The organism is Christiangramia oceanisediminis, assembly GCF_022570735.2.
In the GTDB taxonomy this organism is placed as follows: Bacteria; Bacteroidota; Bacteroidia; order Flavobacteriales; family Flavobacteriaceae; genus Christiangramia; species Christiangramia oceanisediminis.
On the sequence record NZ_JANCNS010000001.1, the window covers coordinates 193,464 to 212,634 of the forward strand.

The following is a 19,171-nucleotide window of genomic DNA, read 5'->3' on the forward strand; positions in this document are numbered from 1 at the left end:
TATTGTTAAATTTTTTAATGATTTTTTGTCTTTCTATCGTTTTTATGCATATTTTTACCGACCAAACTAACCCCGGTTGCGTATGCATAAAACTACTTTTGGACCCCGAATCCATTATGTACTTAAATTTGCGCTTTTAATTTTCACCCTTTCTTCATGGACGGGTGCTGAGTTATTCGGCCAGATTAGTATTTCTGAAACCGTCCAGCCTGCAACCTGTTCAGACTCTTCAGATGGCTCCATTGTAATTTCGGTTTCAGGAGGCACAGGATCCTACACTTATTCCTGGAGTGGACCGAATAATTTTTCTTCAACTGATAAAAACATTAGCAATATTGCACCGGGAGAATATTCACTAACGGTAACCGATACTGGTGACTCTACCTCAAAAACTTCCACAATCACAGTAGGTTACAACGATTCAGAAGATCCCACCATCACAGCGCCTTCCAATAAAACCGTGAATTCCAGTGATGATGGAACCGGAGATTGTACCACAACAGTAGATTTAGGAAATCCAGCCATTAGTGATAATTGCGAGATCGACATACTTGTTGCTTACGTTAATGGCACTGCCATAAATGAAGAAACTTATGACTTTACTGTGGGAAATACCACAGTTACCTGGGAGGTAACAGATGTTGCCGGAAACTCAAGCACCGCTACTCAGACCGTTACCGTAATTGATAATGAGAATCCAACGATCACTGTTCCGGCAGATATCACAACAGACTCCAATCCGGATCAATGTTATGCCACTGGTATCAACTTAGGTTCGGAGAATGCAACCGATAATTGCACAATCGCCTCTATCACCAATGATGCTCCGTCCCAATTCCCTGTAGGGGAAACCATTGTTACATGGACCGTCACCGATGAAGCAGGTAATTCAACGACTGCAATACAAAGAGTTACAGTTGAAGACAATACAGCACCTAAAATTACAGCCCCGGCTAATATCGCTACAGTTACCAACTCAGATTCCTGTTTTGCTACGAACGTAAATCTAGGTTCTGAAACCACTTCTGATAATTGTAATGTGGCTTCAGTTTCAAATGATGCACCTACAGAGTTTCCGGTTGGGGTTACCACCGTAACATGGACGGTAACCGATGAAGCAGGAAATACTGCAACTGACACCCAGACTGTAACAGTTACAGATGAAACCAGTCCAGGCATAACAGCTCCGGCTGATTTAGAGGTAGATGCCGATTCAGATTCCTGTTTCGCAACCGGGATTGATCTGGGAACCCCAAGTTCTTCCGATAATTGTGACACGCCATCAGTTAGTAATGATGCCCCCACCCAGTTTCCATTAGGAGAAACCATAGTGACATGGACTGCAGAGGATACGGCCGGAAATTCAACAACAGTAATACAAAAAATAACAGTTTCAGATAATACAGCTCCAGAGATCACGGCTCCTGCCGACTTTACAGCTGATGCCGATTCAGATTCCTGTTTCGCAACCGGGCTTGACCTCGGAACAGAAACTGTAAACGACAATTGCGGAGTGGCTTCGGTCACCAATGACGCACCTGCACAATTTCCATTAGGTGAAACTACAGTAACCTGGACCGTTACTGATGATTCAGGTAACACAGCTACCGATATTCAGGTAGTAACTATAGTTGACAATACGCTTCCTGTGATCACTGTGCCCGGGACTATTACTTCAACCAATGATCCAGGCTTGTGCGAAGCTGGAGTAAATATTACCACTCCTGCTGCTAGCGACAACTGTTCGGTTACTTCGCCATCAGGCACAAGAGATGATGGCCTTGGCCTTGATGAACCCTATCCTGTAGGTACAACTATCATTACCTGGAATGTTACCGATGAAAACGGAAATGCTGCTGCGCCGGTTGAACAGGAGATCATCGTAACCGATGATGAAGCACCTGAAGTGCCAGCCCTGGAAAATATTACCTGGGGTTGTGAATATACGGTTGAAGCACCAGAAGCTAATGATAATTGCGACGGAATTATAATTGGTAATCCAAACAGGTCTACCACCTTCACCAGCTCTGGTTCCATTACCTGGACTTTTACCGATTCAGCCGGAAATAGCTCGGAAGTTACCCAGGAAATAACCTTAACGCCGATTGAAATTGACGAAAATGACATTACAGTTGTTGATGTACTTTGTAATGGACTGGCCACTGGCGAGGTTGAAGCGACCGCAACAGGCGGGGTTGCTCCACTAACTTACGACTGGGGTTCCCTGGGGACAGGTGCAAGAAAGACCGATCTTCCTGCAGGAACCTATACCGTTATTGTTACCGATGCTAATGGTTGTGAGGCTGAACCTGTTTCAGTAACCATTACTGAACCAGACACCTTTATCGAAGTTACCAGCGTAAATACTACAACAGGCTGTGTGGGAGAAAACAATGGAACCGCAACAGTGACAGCACAGGGAGGTACAGGAGCATACACCTATTTATGGGAAGATGGACAAACCACCCAAACCGCGACAGGTCTTGCACCTGGACAACATACTGTAACTATCACTGATGCCAATGGCTGTACCAAGGAACGAACAGTAACCGTTTCGCAGCCAGTCCTGCTGGAAATCACCGGATTTCTAACTACTGAAACCACCTCTTTTGGGTCGGCTACTGGTACTGCTACCGCTCAGGTCTCGGGTGGAACTCCCAACTATACATTTGCCTGGACCGGTCCTGATGGCACAACTTATACTGGACAGACTGCTTCCGGTCTTGCGGCTGGAGAATACAGTGTTACGGTAACCGATGCCAACGGATGTACCGCAACTGAGACAGTTATTGTTGTTGACAGTGTTGAAGCAATTATCCTTCCTACTTCAGTTTGTAAAGATGCTGAAGACCTAATTAGAACTTCTACTTTTAGTGTAGAAGGTGGCTCCGCTACAGGTGGTTCAGGAGAATATGAATATTCGTGGGATTTTGGAGATGGAAATGGATTACAGGAAAATATTGGTCCTGGACCACATGAAGTAAAATACAATGAAATAGGCGATAAACAAATAACGCTGATCGTAGAGGATTCTGAAGGCAGAACCTTTCAGCAAACTATAATTCAATATGTGGGAGGCTGTTTTTCCAATGACTGTGGTTCAAGTGACCTTGGAGTTGGAGACTTTTATATTGGACTGGACGATGCTAACGGAACACCTGTAACCAGTGCGAATTGTAACAGCTCAGATTCAAAGTTCCTCTATATTAAAGTTCCCTCGAATCCAAAAAGATATAGCTTACAGGTCGAAATTATTTATTCAATAGAGGATATAGAAACAGGAGAAATTGTTAATGACAAACTGCTGGGCTGTTTCTATGAAAAAGAGGATGTTCCAGATAACGCCAAAACTTTCGAACTAAACTATAATTGTAGTGATAATATCGAAATCAAAGGTATTTATTTAACATTCCAGGTTAATAAAGAGCGAAAATGTGGGGCTTCCCAGGGGAATGGTAATAATCCAAAATGTTATTCTACTAATAATGAGGCCACGGTAAGTTCGCCACTGTATGGAGTTGCCTTTGGAAGCCAACTTTTATGTAACGGAGCCTCTAACGGAACTATCACGAGCAGAGCTTCTGGCGGAAGCGGCGACTATACCTTTGAACTATTTTCAGTTACAGATAATCAAACCGTAAGAGTACCCCAGGAAAACAATATTTTCAACCAGCTTCCAGCTGGCATTTATAAGGTTATTGTCAATGATGGCCAGGAAACCTTTACTACCCAGGAAGTTGAGATCACCGAACCTAGTGACCCTCTTCAGGCTGAAACCAATCATACCAATGTTACCTGTTTTGGAGGAAATGATGGCACAGCCAGTGTACAGGCTACCGGAGGCACACCTAATTATATTTATGTCTGGGAAGACGGGCAAACCGGACAGACCGCTACCAACCTTGCTGCCGGAGAATATGAGGTAAGGATCATTGACGCCAATGGTTGTGAGATCACCGAAATTGTAACTATAGAACAACCAGCCGAGATCATTGCCAACGCTGGTCCAGACCAGGTTCTGGGCTGTGGATTTTCTTCCACTAGTTTGGCAGCGGTTCCTGGTACCGATGAAAACGGGGATCCAAACACCGGAACCTGGAGCATCGTGAATGGCCCATCTGGAGGTAGTTTCGTTGACGTGAGCGATCCCGTCACGAGATTTAGCGGAAACCAGGGAACCTATACCCTGAGATGGAGTGCAGATTGTGGAAAAACTGATGATGTTAAGATCACTATATCCAACTGTAATACGCTTGACTTCGATGGAGTGAACGATCATGTGAACTTCGGAAATAACTATGGTATGGACGAAGCGAATAGTTTCACCTTTGAAGCCTGGATCAAACCGAAAAGTAATGATGGTATTCGAACCATACTTTCAAAAAAGGATATTTCAAATCCATCCGCCGGAGGTTTTGATCTAATCCTGAATAACGGTAAACCTACTTTCAGAGGTCTAAGCAGCAATACGTCCTTTACCGATGAAACCATCGGAACATCAAGATGGTATCATATTGCCGTTACTTTTAACGGTGCAGATGCTAGTTTATTTGTAGATGGAATTTTGATGAAAACCATTGGAGGCGGATCTAATCCGGGTGCAACAGACGCCCCCTTCCTACTTGGCGCTGTATATGATTCATCTTCACCAAACAACCCAAAGAACTTCTTCCATGGCTGGATGGAAGAAGTGCGAATCTGGTCTAAGGCTCTCAATGCAGAGCAGATCAGAATACTAATGAATCAGCATTTATCACTTGATAGCTCGCCGGTAAGAGGACAAACTATTCCCACAGAGGCAACAGGGCTGGCATGGTCAGATCTGGATGGCTATTACCCATTGGTTCCCGGAGAGGTTTCCAATGGTGTAACCAGGGATATGGCCACTAATAAAATAAATGGAAAACTGGTAAATATTACCACTACCCAAAAGACCACGGCTCCCCTGCCCTATATTTCTGCTGCAAATGGTTCCTGGAGGACAAAAAATAGCTGGAAAGAACCAACGGTATGGGACGTTCCAAACTCAACAGGGATCAATGGAGATACGATCTACTGGAATGTTGCAGAAACTTCTCATAACTTAAAATCGGCCTACCGGGATATCGTACTGCTTGGCCTGGTTATAAAATCTGGCTCGAACGAATCCAGCAAGATAAACATGGAAGGCTCTGTAAACGAAGTAACTGGTAACGAATTATACGTAAGCCATTACCTGAAATTAAATGGGGTGATCGATCTTAATGGTGAATCTCAGCTTGTTCAGCCTGAAGGCAGTGAACTTGAAGTCACCAGTTCAGGATATGTTTACAGGGATCAGCAGGGTACCAGAAACAGTTTTAATTATAATTACTGGAGTTCTCCGGTAAGCACTATAAGTACTACTGCTAACAATTCCGGCTTTAGCCTGAAAAATGTATTATTCGATGGTTCGTCTTCGACCCCGAAAGACATCTCCTTTAATGGACAGTATCACTGGGCAGATGCGGCAAATTACTCTGGTCTAACCAGGATCAGCACTTACTGGTTATATACTTTTAGAGGAGTCGCTGATGATTACAGCGAATGGCATAGGTTCAGCGAAAATACGGTTCTTCCGGCAGGGACCGGATATACTATGAAAGGTACCCGCGGATGGGTTCCGGTTTCCGACAGGCAGAATTATACCTTTAAAGGAAAACCTAATAATGGCAATATTTCACAAAATATCAGTCCGGGACAAAACCTGTTGATCGGGAATCCATATCCATCTGCTATAGATGCGAATAAGTTCATTGAAGACAACCTGGATAATTTTAACGGAAGTGTTTATTACTGGGATCATTTTGGTCCGGAAAATTCACATTACCTGGTAGAGTATGTTGGAGGTTATGCGGTATTCAACCTTTCAGGCGGAGTAGAGGCGGCAACTTCCAGCGATGCACGAATCAATAACAATAATGCGGTGGGCAGCAAAACCCCAGGAAAATTTATTCCGGTTGGGCAGGCATTTTTCGTGAATTCAATAGATGCTACAAATGCATCGAGCATTGTCTTTAAAAATTCACACAGGGCATTTAGAAAAGAGTCCTCAGGCGATTCCCAGTTCCTGAGCCAGGAATATCCTACTAAAGACAACAAGCAACGTGATTACCAGAAAGATTCGAGATATAAGATTAGGTTGAATTTCAAATCACCGAAAGGCTTTTTAAGGCAAATCCTGGTTACGGCCGATTCCAAGACAACTGCCAATTTCGATATTGGCTATGATGCACCACTTATCGATAATTTTCCTGAAGACATGTACTGGATGATCAACGACAGGGAATATGTGATACAGGCCGTGCCTAATTTCAATTTGAACCAGGTTTTACCACTAGGAGTGAAGATCGCGAAAGAAGGAGAATTTGAGATAGAACTTCACAAACTGGAAAACTTTACTAAAGAGATCAATATCTATATTCACGATAAAAAGGAAGATACATACCACAACCTTCTTAGCGGGAATTTCAAAGTACAGTCCGATGCAGGCACTTTTGACGACCGTTACGAACTGGTATTCCAGAAACCGCAGGATGAAATAGTTGATAAGCCAGTCATACCTTTACCAGAAGATGAATGGATACTGGTAGATTACCATAAAGAGACCGATGAGATTATGGTTGGAAACCCTGATCTTCTCCCAATCGAAATGGTTGAGCTATTCAGTCTTGGTGGTCAAAAGATCATGACCTTTAACAATGTTCAAACCCAGAAGAATGTAGCTCTTCCAATAAACAGGAAATTAAGTTCTTCGGTTTATATCGTTAGGGTTTACAGTAAAGGAAAAGAGCAATCGAAAAAGATCATTATTTCAAACTAACCTCTGTATTTTAAAGGCAGGTAAACTACTTTTTTGGTTTCAAAAAATTCTTCCTCAAAATAATCTGAGAGCTCATAGATTTCTGCAGTGCGGTAATCTTTGAGCTCTTCGCTTAGATCACCTCCCTTTAGATATAGGATTCCGTTCTTTCGGTCGTGTTTGTTCTCCTTAGAAATTTTGCCTTTAACCCATCTTACAAAAGTGGGCATAACCGCAACCGCACGGCTTACGATAAAGTCATAATTTCCATCGATGTCCTCTACCCTTTCATTAAAGGTCTTTACATTTTTAAGACCTAAACCTTCCACAACTTCATTGACTACCTTGATCTTTTTCCCGATGGAATCCACCAGGTGAAATTCACATTCCGGGTACAGAATGGCAAGGGGAATTCCGGGAAAACCACCACCCGTTCCAACATCGAGAATCTTGCTTCCATCCTTAAACTTCTGAACCCTGGCAATTCCCAAAGAATGAAGCACATGCCTGAGGTAGATCTCATCGATGTCTTTCCTGGAGACCACATTGATCTTCAGGTTCCAGTCTTTATATAATTCCTCGAGTTTTTCGAATTTTTCCAGCTGATCAGCCGTTAGTTCGGGAAAGTATTTCTGAATTAATTCCAAGTCGCTAAACATTTTGAGCAAAAGTAACCAATTTTTATACTTTATTTTTTTTCAAAAAAGAAGTTCCCAAAATTTAAAATTTTAAATTTGAATCTGCTTTTCCCTGTAAGGGAGAATTGTCGCAAAACAGTTGCTTTATTAAAAATTAAAAACATCATTAGGACCATGCAGGAAAAATTATCCAACCGAATCAATTCAATGGCAACCTCACAAACCCTGGCAATGGCAGCTAAGGCACGTGAACTCAAAGCTGAAGGAAAGGACATCATTGGTCTTAGCCTTGGCGAACCAGATTTTAATACGCCAGATTTTATTAAAGAGGCAGCGATTAAAGCGATCAATGAAAATTACAATTCTTATACCCCGGTAGATGGATATGTAGAATTAAAGGATGCGATCATCAATAAATTCAAAAGGGATAATAATCTAACTTATGATCGCTCCCAAATAGTGGTCTCCACCGGTGCTAAACAGTCACTAGCGAATGTCGCAATGGTAGTACTTAATCCTGGAGAAGAGGTACTTCTTCCCTGCCCGTATTGGGTAAGCTATGCTGAAATCGTTAAGCTTGCTGAAGGTGTTCCTGTAGAGATCCCAACAACTGTAGAAACCGATTTCAAGATCACACCTGAGCAGCTGGAGGCTTCGATCACTCCAAAAACCAGGATGATCTGGTATAGCTCCCCCTGTAATCCAAGTGGAATGGTTTACAGCAAGGAGGAATTGCGTGCTTTAGCCGATGTCCTAAAAAAATATCCTGATATAATAGTTGTAAGTGATGAGATCTACGAGCATATCAATTTTGTGGGCGGCCATGCTTCAATGGCAGATTTTGAAGATATGTATGATCGAACTGTTACTGTTAACGGTGTTTCAAAGGCTTTTGCCATGACCGGTTGGAGGATCGGTTATATTGGCGCGCCGTCATATATCGCCCGTGCCTGTAACAAAATGCAGGGCCAGATCACCAGTGGAGCGAATTGCATCGCTCAACGTGCAGTGATCACAGCTCTTGAAGCTCCTGTGGATAAGATCAGTTATATGGTAGACACTTTTAAAAGCAGAAGAAAGCTGATCATCGACCTGCTGAATGAAATTGACGGGTTCATCACTCCTGAACCTGAAGGAGCATTTTATGTTTTTCCGAATGTATCCTCCTATTTCGGAAAGACCATAAAAGGCCACGAAATACTGAATGCGACAGATTTCAGCCTGTTCCTGCTTGAAGAAGCCAATGTTGCAACAGTCACAGGAGACGCCTTTGGTAATCCCGAATGTATCAGAATCTCTTATGCTGCCAGCGAAGCACAGATCGAAGAAGCACTAAAAAGGATCAAAAAAGCACTGGAGTAGAATAAGCTACTTGAATATAAGTTGAAAATGCGGCATTTAGCCGCATTTTTTATCTCCTGCTCCAGAAGAATGGCGTCAATAATATCAGAACTGTAAAAAGCTCAAGCCTTCCTATCAGCATTAAAAAGCTGCACCACCATTTTCCGAAATCGGGTAGCATATCAAAATTATTCACCGGACTTAACCCCCCAAATGCAGGACCAATATTTCCAAGAGATGAAGCTGCACCTCCAATAGCGGTTTCAAAATCAAGCCCAAGCGAAGCAAGCACCACGGCTCCAATTATAAAAGCCAGCATATAAAGGATAAAAAAGCCAAGAATATTGAATACGATCTCCTTACTAATTGATTTTCCATTGAATCTAACTGGGAGGATCGCGTTAGGATGTAAGGTTCTTTTGAACTCGGTCATTCCATTCTTGATCATGATAATATGCCGCATCACTTTAACACCACCCGCGGTTGAGCCGGCAGAACCTCCCAGGAAGAACAACCCGAAAAACAGGATGGTCAAAAACGGTGTCCACATGGTATAATCGGCAGAAACGAATCCGGTGGTTGTGATAATAGCTAATACCTGGAATAAGGCATGCCTGAAGGCGCTCTCTCCTTCTCCCCAAACCATTGGATGATCTATGGAAGAAAGACTTACATCTGCTCCAAAATAGATCACCAGGGCAGAAATAACAGTAAATCCTACTATAAAAAAGAAATACCATCTAAACTCATCATCATGCAAAACCTTGCTCACTCTACCTTTGAAGGCAAAATAGCTCAATACGAAGTTGCTTCCTGCGAGAAGCATAAAAAGGATCACGATATACTGGATCATAGGATTATCGTTCCAATAGGCCAGGCTGGCATTCTTTGTTGAAAAACCACCCGTAGAAAGCGTGCTAAATGCATGGTTTACCGCATCGAAGACACTCATCCCTGCTAGCCAGAGTAAAAGTGTTTCCGCAGCGGTATAAGAAACATAGATCAGCCATAAACGCTTTGCGGTATCGGTGATTCGGGGTTTGAGTTTATCGGCACTCGGTCCGGGAGATTCGGCCGTAAATAACTGCATTCCTCCTATACCCAATAACGGAAGGATTGCGATAGCCAGTACGATGATTCCCATTCCTCCTATCCAGTGTGTTAAGCTTCTCCAGAAAAGAATTCCATTGGGAATTGTTTCAATATCATTAAGGATCGAAGCCCCTGTGGTTGTGTAACCAGACATGGTTTCGAAAAATGCATTGGTAAACCGGGGTATAGATTCACTTATAACGTAAGGAAGTGTTCCGCTTAAGGCCATAAAGATCCATCCAAAGGTCACTATGATATAGCCTTCCCTGATCTTAACTTCCTTACTATGTCCACGGGTAGTAAACATAAAAAGAGTCCCGATAAACAACGTGATAAGGGCGGCAGTGGAGATATCCAGTGTGACACCATCCTGATAATACCAGCTAACAAGTGTTGCCAGGAGCATAAAAGCTCCATTACACAGCAACAAAAGACCCATAACATGAATAATAATTTGATAATTCAGCCTGGGCATTATAAGAATAGTTTTTCCACTTTATTAATAGAACGAGGCAAACAACAAACTACGATACGATCACCTGGTTTAATGAGAAAGTCACCCAGGGCGATCATGCCTTTTCCATTCCGAATGATCCCGCCAATAATAGCCGATCTTGGGAAATCCAGGTCTTTGATCTTTTTATCGCTAACCTGTGATTTTGGTTTCACGATGAATTCTAGGAGCTCGGCGTTCATATTATTCAGCTTGGTCATTGCTACCACTTCGCCCTTTCGAACATACCTAAAGATATTGTTCGCGGCAAGTAGTTTTTTATTGATCAAAGTATCAATGCCTATTGAATGACTCAGTTGAAAATAGTCCATATTCTCGACTAGCGAAATGGTCTTTTTTACACTTTTTGACTTGGCTACAAGACAGGACATAATATTGGTTTCAGAATTTCCGGTTACTGCAATAAAGGCATCCATATCATGGATATTCTCTTCTTCCAGTAATTCCACGTTTCTTCCATCTCCATTTATGATCAATGTCTGCGGAAGTTCATCTGCCAGTTCATAGGCCTTATCCCTGTCTTTCTCAATCAATTTCACCTTGAAATTATTTTCGCCGAGATCCTGGGCTGTTTTCCTTCCAATTTTACTTCCGCCAAGCACCATGACATTTTTAATGTCCTGCTTAACCTTACCCGTTAATTTGTAAAGTTCTTCCACTCCATTTTTCAGCGTAATGAAATAAACCTGGTCACCGTCCTTAAACTGGGTATCACCTCTTGGAATAAGCGTATACTGGGTACCAAATCTCTGGATAGCGATTGGGACAAAATTGAGTTCAGGAAAAATTTGGGCAGCCTCCTTTACGGTTTTGCCAACAAAAGTGGCCGTACGGGACAAACTAACCCCTATCATGGTAAGCGCACCTTCCTCGAATTCGTAACTATCGTTGAATGCTGACTGATTGAGAAGCAACTCGATCTCCCTGGCAGCAAGTGCTTCAGGAGAGATAAGTTCATCTATACCAAATCTGGTAAATCCAAGTTCTCCCTGGTTTTCAAGAAATTCGGTATTAGAAATCCTCGCAATGGTTCTTTTAGCTCCCAGCTGCTTAGCCAGTACACATACGGTAATGTTCGTAGCCTCACTCGAGGTAACGCTAATTACCATATCGGTATACTTCACCTGAGCCTCTTTAAGGATCCTTATAGAACTAGCATCGCCCTTGACCGTACGAATATCCAGGTGGGTATCTGCATACGCCAGATTATTTCTATCGGGATCAATAAGGGTGATATCCTGTGATTCAAAGGAGAGTAATTTAGCCAAATGAAATCCTACTTCACCAGCACCGGCGATTATTATTTTCATATAATAGCTTCAAATTGAAAAACAAAGGTAAGTTATTTTACAGAAACCAAAAATTGGAATACAGCTATAAAAATTCGGTTATGAGAGCGCTATTTTAAGTATAACAATTATCTTTGGCGCAAAGTTTTTCCATGGGAAAAAAGGTAACTCCGTATGAAGGCTCAAAGCTTTCAAAAAAGAAGCAGGTTGAGCAAATGTTCGACAATATATCAGGCAGTTATGACAGTCTGAACCGTGTGATTTCTCTTGGCACCGACATAAAATGGAGAAAGAAGGTTATTCAAACCGTTGCTGAAACAAACCCTGAAAATGTACTGGATATAGCTACCGGAACAGGTGACCTGGCTATACAAATGGTTCCTACCGGGGCAAAACGCATAGTTGGCCTGGATCTTTCAGAAGGAATGCTAAGTGTGGCACGAAAAAAAATCGCAGAAAAAGATCTGGATACCAGGATCGAAATGATACAGGGAGATTCAGAAAACTTACCTTTTGAAGATAACAGCTTTGATGCGATCACCGTGGCTTTTGGTGTTCGAAATTTTGAGAATCTCGAAAAAGGCCTGGAAGAGATCTACCGGGTTTTGAATCCAGGGGGAATTTTTGTAGTATTGGAAACATCGGTACCCACCAAATTTCCCTACAAACAAGGGTATCATTTATATTCAAATTACATTCTACCTGCCATTGGTAAAGTTTTTTCTAAAGATAAGAACGCATATTCCTATTTGAGCAAGAGTGCGGCGAATTTTCCATATGGGATTGCTTTCAACAATATTTTAGAGAAAATAGGGTTTAATAATGTAAAAGATTTGCCTCAAACATTTGGTGTAGCCACCATCTATATTGCTTCAAAGTAATACTATGAAAAAACTTTTTACGATCGCCCTTCTGGCTCTTTGCTTTCAAACAGCTCAGGCTCAAATATTTTCGGGAGAACGTGTTCTTAACCAGCAAAATTTCGACCAACAACGTTGGTCGTGGGGATATTTTCTTGGTTTTAATAGTTATGATTTCAATTTTGATTATATCAACTATAATCCAAGTCCGGTTACAGGTCAGGACTTTCGGGTAGAAACCAGGGTAGGCTTTAATGTTGGGTTATTGGGTAACCTTCGACTTTCCAACAACCTGGACCTTAGGCTGGAGCCAGGAGTTAATTTTAACACGAGAGGTTTCCAGGCCCTTAAAGCCGATGCCAATACATACAGGGAAATCAGTTCTACCTATGTTCATATCCCGTTGCTCCTAAAATTTAGCACTAACCGTTTAAACAATTTCAAGCCTTTTGTGGTTGGAGGTGTTTCAACATCGATCAACTTAAGCAGTAACGAGAATAACCCCGATGATAACAGCGCCGGCCAGTTTAGAATGACTACGAATTCCTATTATTATGAACTTGGCTTCGGAATTGACCTTTACCTGTACTACTTCAAATTGTCTCCATCGATAAGAGGTGTTTTCGCTATTAATGATGAATTGATAAGGGACGCCGACCCAAATAGTCTTTATACCGGTAATGTGGACCGAATGATGAGCAGAGCTATATTCCTAAATTTTACTTTTCAGTAATACTCCTTCTTTTGAATTCACTTAATACGATTGCCGTTGCAGTGGCAACATTCAGACTTTCGGTTTTTTGAATTTTACCGAACTGGGGAATATTCAGTTTTTTGTTTACCAGAGCTTTAATTTCTTCTGAAATTCCATTTGCTTCATTGCCCATAACAATAATTCCATTTTCAGGCAGTTCTTCAGAGTAGATATTCTGCCCTTCCAGCAGGGTTCCGTAAACTGGCAGTTCTTGATGATCCTTCATAAATTGCTGCAGGTCCAGATAACGAACATTTACCCTTGCCAGAGATCCCATACTGGCCTGGACGACCTTGGGGTTAAAACAGTCTACAGTGTCATTTGAACACACCAGGTCTTCTATCCCGTACCAGTCACATAGCCGAATGATCGTTCCAAGATTTCCCGGGTCACGAACCCCGTCGAGAGCAAGGATTAGCCCAGCAGATATTTTCTTTTCCAACTCCGGAATTTTAAAGATCGCCAGACCTCCCTGTGGATTTGACAAAAAACTGATCTTTTTTAGAGATCCTTCATCCAATTCTGTCCATTTATCTTCTGAAACACCGAAAGAATTTGTTGAAGAAAATAAGGAAAACAGCTCTATGTCAGACTTGAGAAACTCTTCGATCCCCTTGATACCTTCCACTACAAAGAGCTTATGTTTATTTCTAAACTTTTTTTGTGAAAGGCTTTTTATTAACTTAATCTGGTTTTTACTAACCATTCAAAAAATGTATTTTTGGGCCTCTAATCGCTACTGATTGAAACAGCTTTTCGCAAAAATATTATTATTTTTTCTAACCATAGTTCTAATAATTAGCTGTAACGCGGTAAAAAGACTGGATCAGGGCGAAAAACTGCTCGTTGATAACAAGATCTTTGAATATGGCGAGGAAATTAAGGACTCGAGGATCTATAGCCAGTTATACCAGGAACCTAACACCCGCTTCCTTGGAGTCCCTTTAAAATTACATTTTTACAACCTGGCGAGACCAAATATAGACAGTATCCTCACCGTTAATTATCTTGAAAACGAGAATAAACGGGATTTTCTTACCGGCCTGTTATCAAAGAAACAATTTGAACGCTATATCTATTCCCGAACCGAGTTTAACGAATGGATTAAAACTACCGGTGAAGCACCTGTGATCGTTGACCTGGAAGAGACTAGGAAATCTGATAACAGGCTCAAATCCTGGTATTGGAATAATGGCTGGTTTAATGTTGAGACCGATTTCGAGGTCATCCCACTGGAAGACAAGGAAAAGCGAGCAAGGGTAGAATACTATATCAAACCGCATCAGCCGTATAAGGTGGACTCCATAAAAACCTCAATATCGTCACCGGCTTTAGACTCCCTGTATGAACTGCATAAGTCTGAAAGCGCCATAAAATCTGGCGTGCAGTACAATACCCTGGATTTTAACGAAGAGAGGGACAGGCTTTCCCAGTTGTTCCGAAATAACGGGGTGTACAATTTCGACCAGGAATACATCAGTTTCGACGCAGATACGGTTGATACCAATCACAAGGTAAATACTACCTTAATCATCAAGAATCGCAGGAACAATATTGGAGATAGCATTACCCGGGTTCCTTTTAAGATCCATAAGATTAGCGAGGTAAACATAATTACCGACTATACCTACGCCAATAGAAATAACCCGCTAACAGATAGTACCAAATTCGAAGGCTACAATTTATATGGCTTTGAGGAAATGCGGTACCGTCCTGAAGCTATCAGCGATGCTGTTTTCATAAAACCCGGCACTATATATAGTGACCTGGACCGGTCCAGGACTTATAACAGGCTTAACACCCTAAGACTTTTTAAGTATCCGAATATTCAGTACATCCCCGATCCTGCAGACAGCACGAACACCGACCTGATTACGAACATTTTTCTTACTCCGTTGCCTAAATACTCCCTGGGCTTCGATTTTGATGTATCTCAAAGCAATATCCAGGAATTCGGAATTGGTTTTGGCGGATCGCTTTTGATACGAAACATCTTTGGAGGGGCTGAAAATTTTGAAATCTCGGGCCGTGGAAGTGTGGGTTCATCAACCGATGCTGCCGGAAATAATGATGATAACCGGTTTTTTGACATTTCTGAAGTAGGAGCCGACCTCAAACTAACATTTCCGAGGATCTTTCTTCCATTCGATACAGAAAGGTTTATCCCTAAATATATGTCGCCGTTCACCACCTTAAGCCTGGGAGTGAGCACCCAAAACAATATAGGTTTGGATAAGCAGAATTTTTCAGGGATCATTAATTACCGGTGGACACCTTCAAAACAACTTTCAAACAGGCTGGATCTTCTGAATATTCAGTATGTAAAAAACCTGAACGCTGAAAACTATTTCAATGTTTATCGAAATTCATATGAAGAACTGAATGAAATTGCCCAGGAGGTAGACACAAATCCTATTTTCTTTGACCCGGATGGAGCACTTATCATCCCGCAAGGCGCGAATGCTTTTATCCAGGCTGTTAGAAACGATACAGGAGAGGTTTCCGGGATCGACGGTGAGCAGGAACAGAATGTAGTGAACATCGCAGAGCGAAAGGACCGGCTCACAGAGAACAACCTGATTTTTGCCACCAATTATACTTATTTGTGGAACACCAAGAAAAACCTGTATGACCAGGAATTCTCTCGTTTCCGCTTTAAGGTGGAGACAGCCGGAAATTTCCTCAATGCGATCTCAGGTCTTGCAAACTTCAGCCAGAATAACAATGGAAATTATGAAGTTTTGGGTGTTGCCTATTCTCAATATGCCAAAACCGAAATTGATTTTATCAAACATTCGGACCTTGGAGGGCAGAATATTTTTGCGGCAAGGGCATTTGGCGGTATTGCGATTCCTTACGGAAATGCGAACAGCATTCCGTTTGCACGGAGCTTCTTTGCAGGTGGGCCAAACGACAACCGGGCGTGGCAGGCTTACGATCTAGGACCCGGAAGCAGTGGCGGACGAAACGAATTCAACGAGGCCAACATGAAACTTGCCTTTAACCTGGAATACCGCTATAATCTATTTGGCTCGCTTAACAGTGCTTTTTTCGTGGACATAGGAAACATCTGGAATGTTGCCGACATTGTCGAAGATGAAGCCTCTACTTTTGAATCGTTTTCAGACCTGAGAGATATTGCTGTAGGTTCTGGTTTTGGGCTCAGATACGATTTTAACTTTTTCGTTCTGAGGTTCGATATCGGATTCAAAACCTACGATCCTGCCAGAGAACTAGGAAACAGGTGGTTCAAAGACTATAATTTTAACCACGCGGTATATAACGTAGGTATCAATTATCCTTTCTAAGCCGGTTTATTTTATTATTTTTGTAAGCCTAATTAAAAAAATTATGAGTCATAATATTAAACCCGGCGTAGCCACAGGTAAGGAAGTTCAGGAAATATTCAATTATGCCAAAAAGAAGGGCTTTGCGCTTCCGGCAGTTAATGTAATAGGATCAAGCAGTATCAATGCGGTACTTGAAACCGCTGCCGAGCTTAATTCTCCGGTGATCATCCAGTTTTCTAATGGTGGAGCCCAGTTTAATGCAGGAAAAGGACTTAGCAACGAAGGAGAAAGAGCTGCTATCGCAGGTGGTGTAGCCGGTGCAAAACATGTTCACGAGCTCGCTGAAGCTTATGGAGTTCCGGTTATCATGCATACCGATCACTGCGCGAAAAAATTACTTCCATGGATAGATGGTCTTCTGGATGCCAGTGAAAAACATTTCGAAAAGACCGGGAAACCGCTTTACAGTTCTCACATGATCGATCTTTCAGAAGAACCTTTGGAAGAGAACATGGAAATCTGTAAGAAATATCTTAAAAGAATGTCCAAAATGGGCATGACCCTGGAAATCGAATTAGGGATCACGGGAGGTGAAGAAGATGGTGTGGATAATACAGATGTTGATTCTTCAAAACTATATACTCAACCTGAAGAAGTAGCCTATGCTTATGAAGAACTGAGCAAGGTAAGTGACCAGTTCACTATCGCTGCTGCTTTTGGGAACGTTCACGGCGTATATAAACCAGGGAACGTTAAGCTAACTCCTACTATTCTAAAAGACTCCCAGGAATACATTACCAAAAAATACAATGTAGAAAAAAATCACATCGATTTCGTATTCCATGGTGGAAGCGGTTCAACAGTTGAAGAAATACGCGAAGCTATTGGTTATGGAGTGATTAAAATGAATATCGATACAGACCTTCAGTATGCCTTTATGGAAGGAATTCGTGACTATATGGGAGGTAAAAAAGACTATTTAGCTACTCAGATTGGAAATCCTGAAGGTGAAGATGTTCCAAATAAAAAATATTACGACCCAAGAAAGTGGTTGCGTGAAGGAGAATTAACCTTTAAGGCACGTTTAAAAAAGGCTTTTGAAGACCTGAATAACGTAGATACACTTTAAAAGATTTCAAAACAGTCTTTAGTATTAAAGGCTGTTTTTCTTTTTCACAAAACGCAACTTTAGCAATTAAATTAGAATTAAATGGCCTGGTTTAAAAGAACACAAAAAGGAATTCAAACGCCTACCGAACAGAAAAAAGATGTTCCAAAAGGCTTATGGTATAAATCTCCAACTGGAAAGATCGTAGATGCCGAGCAGCTGGAGAGCAATTTTTACGTGAGTCCTGAGGATGGGTATCATGTAAGAATTGGAAGTAACGAATACTTCAAGATCCTTTTTGACGATAATAAATTCAAGGAACTGGATGCCGGGATGACGGCAAAAGACCCATTGAACTTCGAGGATACTAAGAAATATACCGAAAGACTTAAAACAGCCCAGGAAAAGACTGGATTAAAGGATGCAGTAAGATGCGCTGTTGGAAAGTCTAAGGGCAAGGACCTGGTTATCGCCTGTATGGACTTTAAATTCGTAGGCGGTAGTATGGGTTCTGTTGTAGGCGAAAAAATTGCCCGGGCTGCAGATTATGCGCTTAAACACAAATTGCCATTTATGATCATCTCCAAATCCGGAGGTGCGCGTATGCAGGAAGCAGCTCTTTCGCTAATGCAGCTCGCAAAAACTTCGGTTAAACTTGCCCAGCTTGCAGATGCGAAAATTCCTTATATATCCTTGGCTACCGATCCTACTACTGGAGGAACCACGGCTTCTTTTGCCATGTTAGGAGATATCAATATTTCTGAACCCGGTGCATTAATTGGATTTGCCGGACCACGAGTCGTGAAAGACACCACTGGTAAAGACCTTCCAAAAGATTTTCAGACATCTGAATTTTTAAAGGAAAAAGGATTCCTGGATTTTATCGTAAAGAGATCTGAACTAAAGGATAAAGTGAACCTTTACCTGGATCTTATTCAGAATCAACCAATAAGAAATTAAAAGCCACTAAAATAAATAAAGGCAGTATTAGGTATTATTCAAATTAGTAGTATCTTTGCCGCCTGACAGAAAAACTGTCAATACATAAAAATCATTTAAATAATATTGGAATGTATTTAACTAAAGAAAAGAAAGAAGAGATCTTTGAGAAGCACGGTAAAGCAAAGAACGACACCGGTTCAGCTGAAGGTCAAATAGCCTTATTCACTCACAGGATCGCTCACCTATCTGAGCACCTAAAAAGCAACCGTAAGGATTACAACTCTGAGCGTTCACTTGTAAAACTGGTTGGTAAAAGAAGAAGTCTGTTAGACTACCTTATGAAGAAAGACATTATGAGGTATCGTGCCATCGTTAAAGAACTTGGATTAAGAAAATAATTTTCAGGGGGCTTCACGCCCCCTTTTTTTATATATTAGTTTCACCTGATTTCAGGTATTTTTATTACTTTCTTCGGAAAGTAAAATTAGAAAATTGTCATTCGCCAAGGCGAATAGTTTTTCAT

General features: G+C 41.6%; 12 protein-coding genes. 8 read left to right on the top strand and 4 right to left on the bottom strand.

The features are described from left to right. Positions 1-82 precede the first annotated feature (82 nt). Positions 83-6,841, top strand: a complete 6,759-nt coding sequence (locus MKO06_RS00925) for a LamG-like jellyroll fold domain-containing protein (RefSeq protein WP_241550461.1) — start codon at positions 83-85, stop codon at positions 6,839-6,841. Here the strand turns inward: MKO06_RS00925 and rsmG are convergent. Then, positions 6,838-7,467, bottom strand: coding sequence for a 16S rRNA (guanine(527)-N(7))-methyltransferase RsmG (gene rsmG, locus MKO06_RS00930; protein WP_241550462.1), 630 nt, complete (start codon positions 7,465-7,467; stop codon positions 6,838-6,840). The genes MKO06_RS00925 and rsmG overlap by 4 nt on opposite strands. Before the next feature lie 165 nt (positions 7,468-7,632). Between rsmG and MKO06_RS00935 the strand changes: the two genes are divergently transcribed. Further along, positions 7,633-8,820, top strand: coding sequence for a pyridoxal phosphate-dependent aminotransferase (locus MKO06_RS00935; RefSeq protein ID WP_241550463.1), 1,188 nt, complete (start codon positions 7,633-7,635; stop codon positions 8,818-8,820). Positions 8,821-8,869: 49 nt separating this feature from the next. On the opposite strand, the gene MKO06_RS00940 is transcribed toward MKO06_RS00935, so the two are convergent. Together MKO06_RS00940 and trkA are read right to left on the bottom strand one after the other, a co-directional pair. After that, positions 8,870-10,366 (bottom strand): TrkH family potassium uptake protein, encoded by a 1,497-nt coding sequence (locus MKO06_RS00940; RefSeq protein WP_241550464.1) that lies wholly within the window; start codon positions 10,364-10,366, stop codon positions 8,870-8,872. Continuing rightward, a complete protein-coding gene (trkA, locus tag MKO06_RS00945; protein WP_241550465.1) occupies positions 10,366-11,715 on the bottom strand; it encodes a Trk system potassium transporter TrkA in 1,350 nt (449 codons plus the stop codon). Before trkA ends, MKO06_RS00940 begins: the two co-directional genes overlap by 1 nt. Before the next feature lie 131 nt (positions 11,716-11,846). Here trkA and ubiE point away from each other — a divergent pair, with 131 nt between their 5' ends. Then, positions 11,847-12,575 carry a bifunctional demethylmenaquinone methyltransferase/2-methoxy-6-polyprenyl-1,4-benzoquinol methylase UbiE gene (ubiE, locus tag MKO06_RS00950; RefSeq protein WP_241550466.1) on the top strand — a complete coding sequence of 243 codons (729 nt, stop codon included), beginning with the start codon at positions 11,847-11,849 and terminating at the stop codon, positions 12,573-12,575. A gap of 4 nt (positions 12,576-12,579) precedes the next feature. Further along, a complete protein-coding gene (porT, locus tag MKO06_RS00955) occupies positions 12,580-13,287 on the top strand; it encodes a type IX secretion/gliding motility protein PorT/SprT (RefSeq protein ID WP_241550467.1) in 708 nt (235 codons plus the stop codon). Here porT and MKO06_RS00960 read toward each other — a convergent pair. Next, positions 13,274-14,014: a TrmH family RNA methyltransferase gene (locus tag MKO06_RS00960; RefSeq protein WP_241550468.1), complete on the bottom strand. Its 741-nt coding sequence runs from the start codon at positions 14,012-14,014 to the stop codon at positions 13,274-13,276. The two genes, porT and MKO06_RS00960, sit on opposite strands and share 14 nt — an antisense overlap. Positions 14,015-14,051: 37 nt before the next feature. Here MKO06_RS00960 and tamL point away from each other — a divergent pair, with 37 nt between their 5' ends. The 4 genes from tamL (at position 14,052) to rpsO (ending at position 19,046) form a co-directional block, all read left to right on the top strand. After that, positions 14,052-16,616 carry a translocation and assembly module lipoprotein TamL gene (tamL, locus tag MKO06_RS00965; RefSeq protein WP_241550469.1) on the top strand — a complete coding sequence of 855 codons (2,565 nt, stop codon included), beginning with the start codon at positions 14,052-14,054 and terminating at the stop codon, positions 16,614-16,616. A gap of 43 nt (positions 16,617-16,659) precedes the next feature. Continuing rightward, the gene (fbaA, locus tag MKO06_RS00970; protein WP_241550470.1) at positions 16,660-17,727 is read left to right on the top strand and encodes a class II fructose-bisphosphate aldolase; all 1,068 of its coding nucleotides are present in this window, start codon (positions 16,660-16,662) and stop codon (positions 17,725-17,727) included. Between the two features lie 81 nt (positions 17,728-17,808). After that, on the top strand, positions 17,809-18,666 hold the full coding sequence (gene accD / locus MKO06_RS00975; RefSeq protein ID WP_241550471.1) for an acetyl-CoA carboxylase, carboxyltransferase subunit beta: 858 nt from the start codon (positions 17,809-17,811) through the stop codon (positions 18,664-18,666). Between the two features lie 110 nt (positions 18,667-18,776). Beyond that, positions 18,777-19,046 carry a 30S ribosomal protein S15 gene (rpsO, locus tag MKO06_RS00980; protein WP_241550472.1) on the top strand — a complete coding sequence of 90 codons (270 nt, stop codon included), beginning with the start codon at positions 18,777-18,779 and terminating at the stop codon, positions 19,044-19,046. Positions 19,047-19,171: the final 125 nt, after the last annotated feature.

Coding starts and splice junctions, on each gene's coding strand:
- fbaA (WP_241550470.1), top strand. CDS start 16,660: ATGAGTCATAATATTAAACCCGGCGTAGCCACAGGTAAGGAAGTTCAG.
- MKO06_RS00960 (WP_241550468.1), bottom strand. CDS start 14,014: ATGGTTAGTAAAAACCAGATTAAGTTAATAAAAAGCCTTTCACAAAAA.
- trkA (WP_241550465.1), bottom strand. CDS start 11,715: ATGAAAATAATAATCGCCGGTGCTGGTGAAGTAGGATTTCATTTGGCT.
- MKO06_RS00925 (WP_241550461.1), top strand. CDS start 83: ATGCATAAAACTACTTTTGGACCCCGAATCCATTATGTACTTAAATTT.
- accD (WP_241550471.1), top strand. CDS start 17,809: ATGGCCTGGTTTAAAAGAACACAAAAAGGAATTCAAACGCCTACCGAA.
- MKO06_RS00940 (WP_241550464.1), bottom strand. CDS start 10,366: ATGCCCAGGCTGAATTATCAAATTATTATTCATGTTATGGGTCTTTTG.
- ubiE (WP_241550466.1), top strand. CDS start 11,847: ATGGGAAAAAAGGTAACTCCGTATGAAGGCTCAAAGCTTTCAAAAAAG.
- rpsO (WP_241550472.1), top strand. CDS start 18,777: ATGTATTTAACTAAAGAAAAGAAAGAAGAGATCTTTGAGAAGCACGGT.
- porT (WP_241550467.1), top strand. CDS start 12,580: ATGAAAAAACTTTTTACGATCGCCCTTCTGGCTCTTTGCTTTCAAACA.
- MKO06_RS00935 (WP_241550463.1), top strand. CDS start 7,633: ATGCAGGAAAAATTATCCAACCGAATCAATTCAATGGCAACCTCACAA.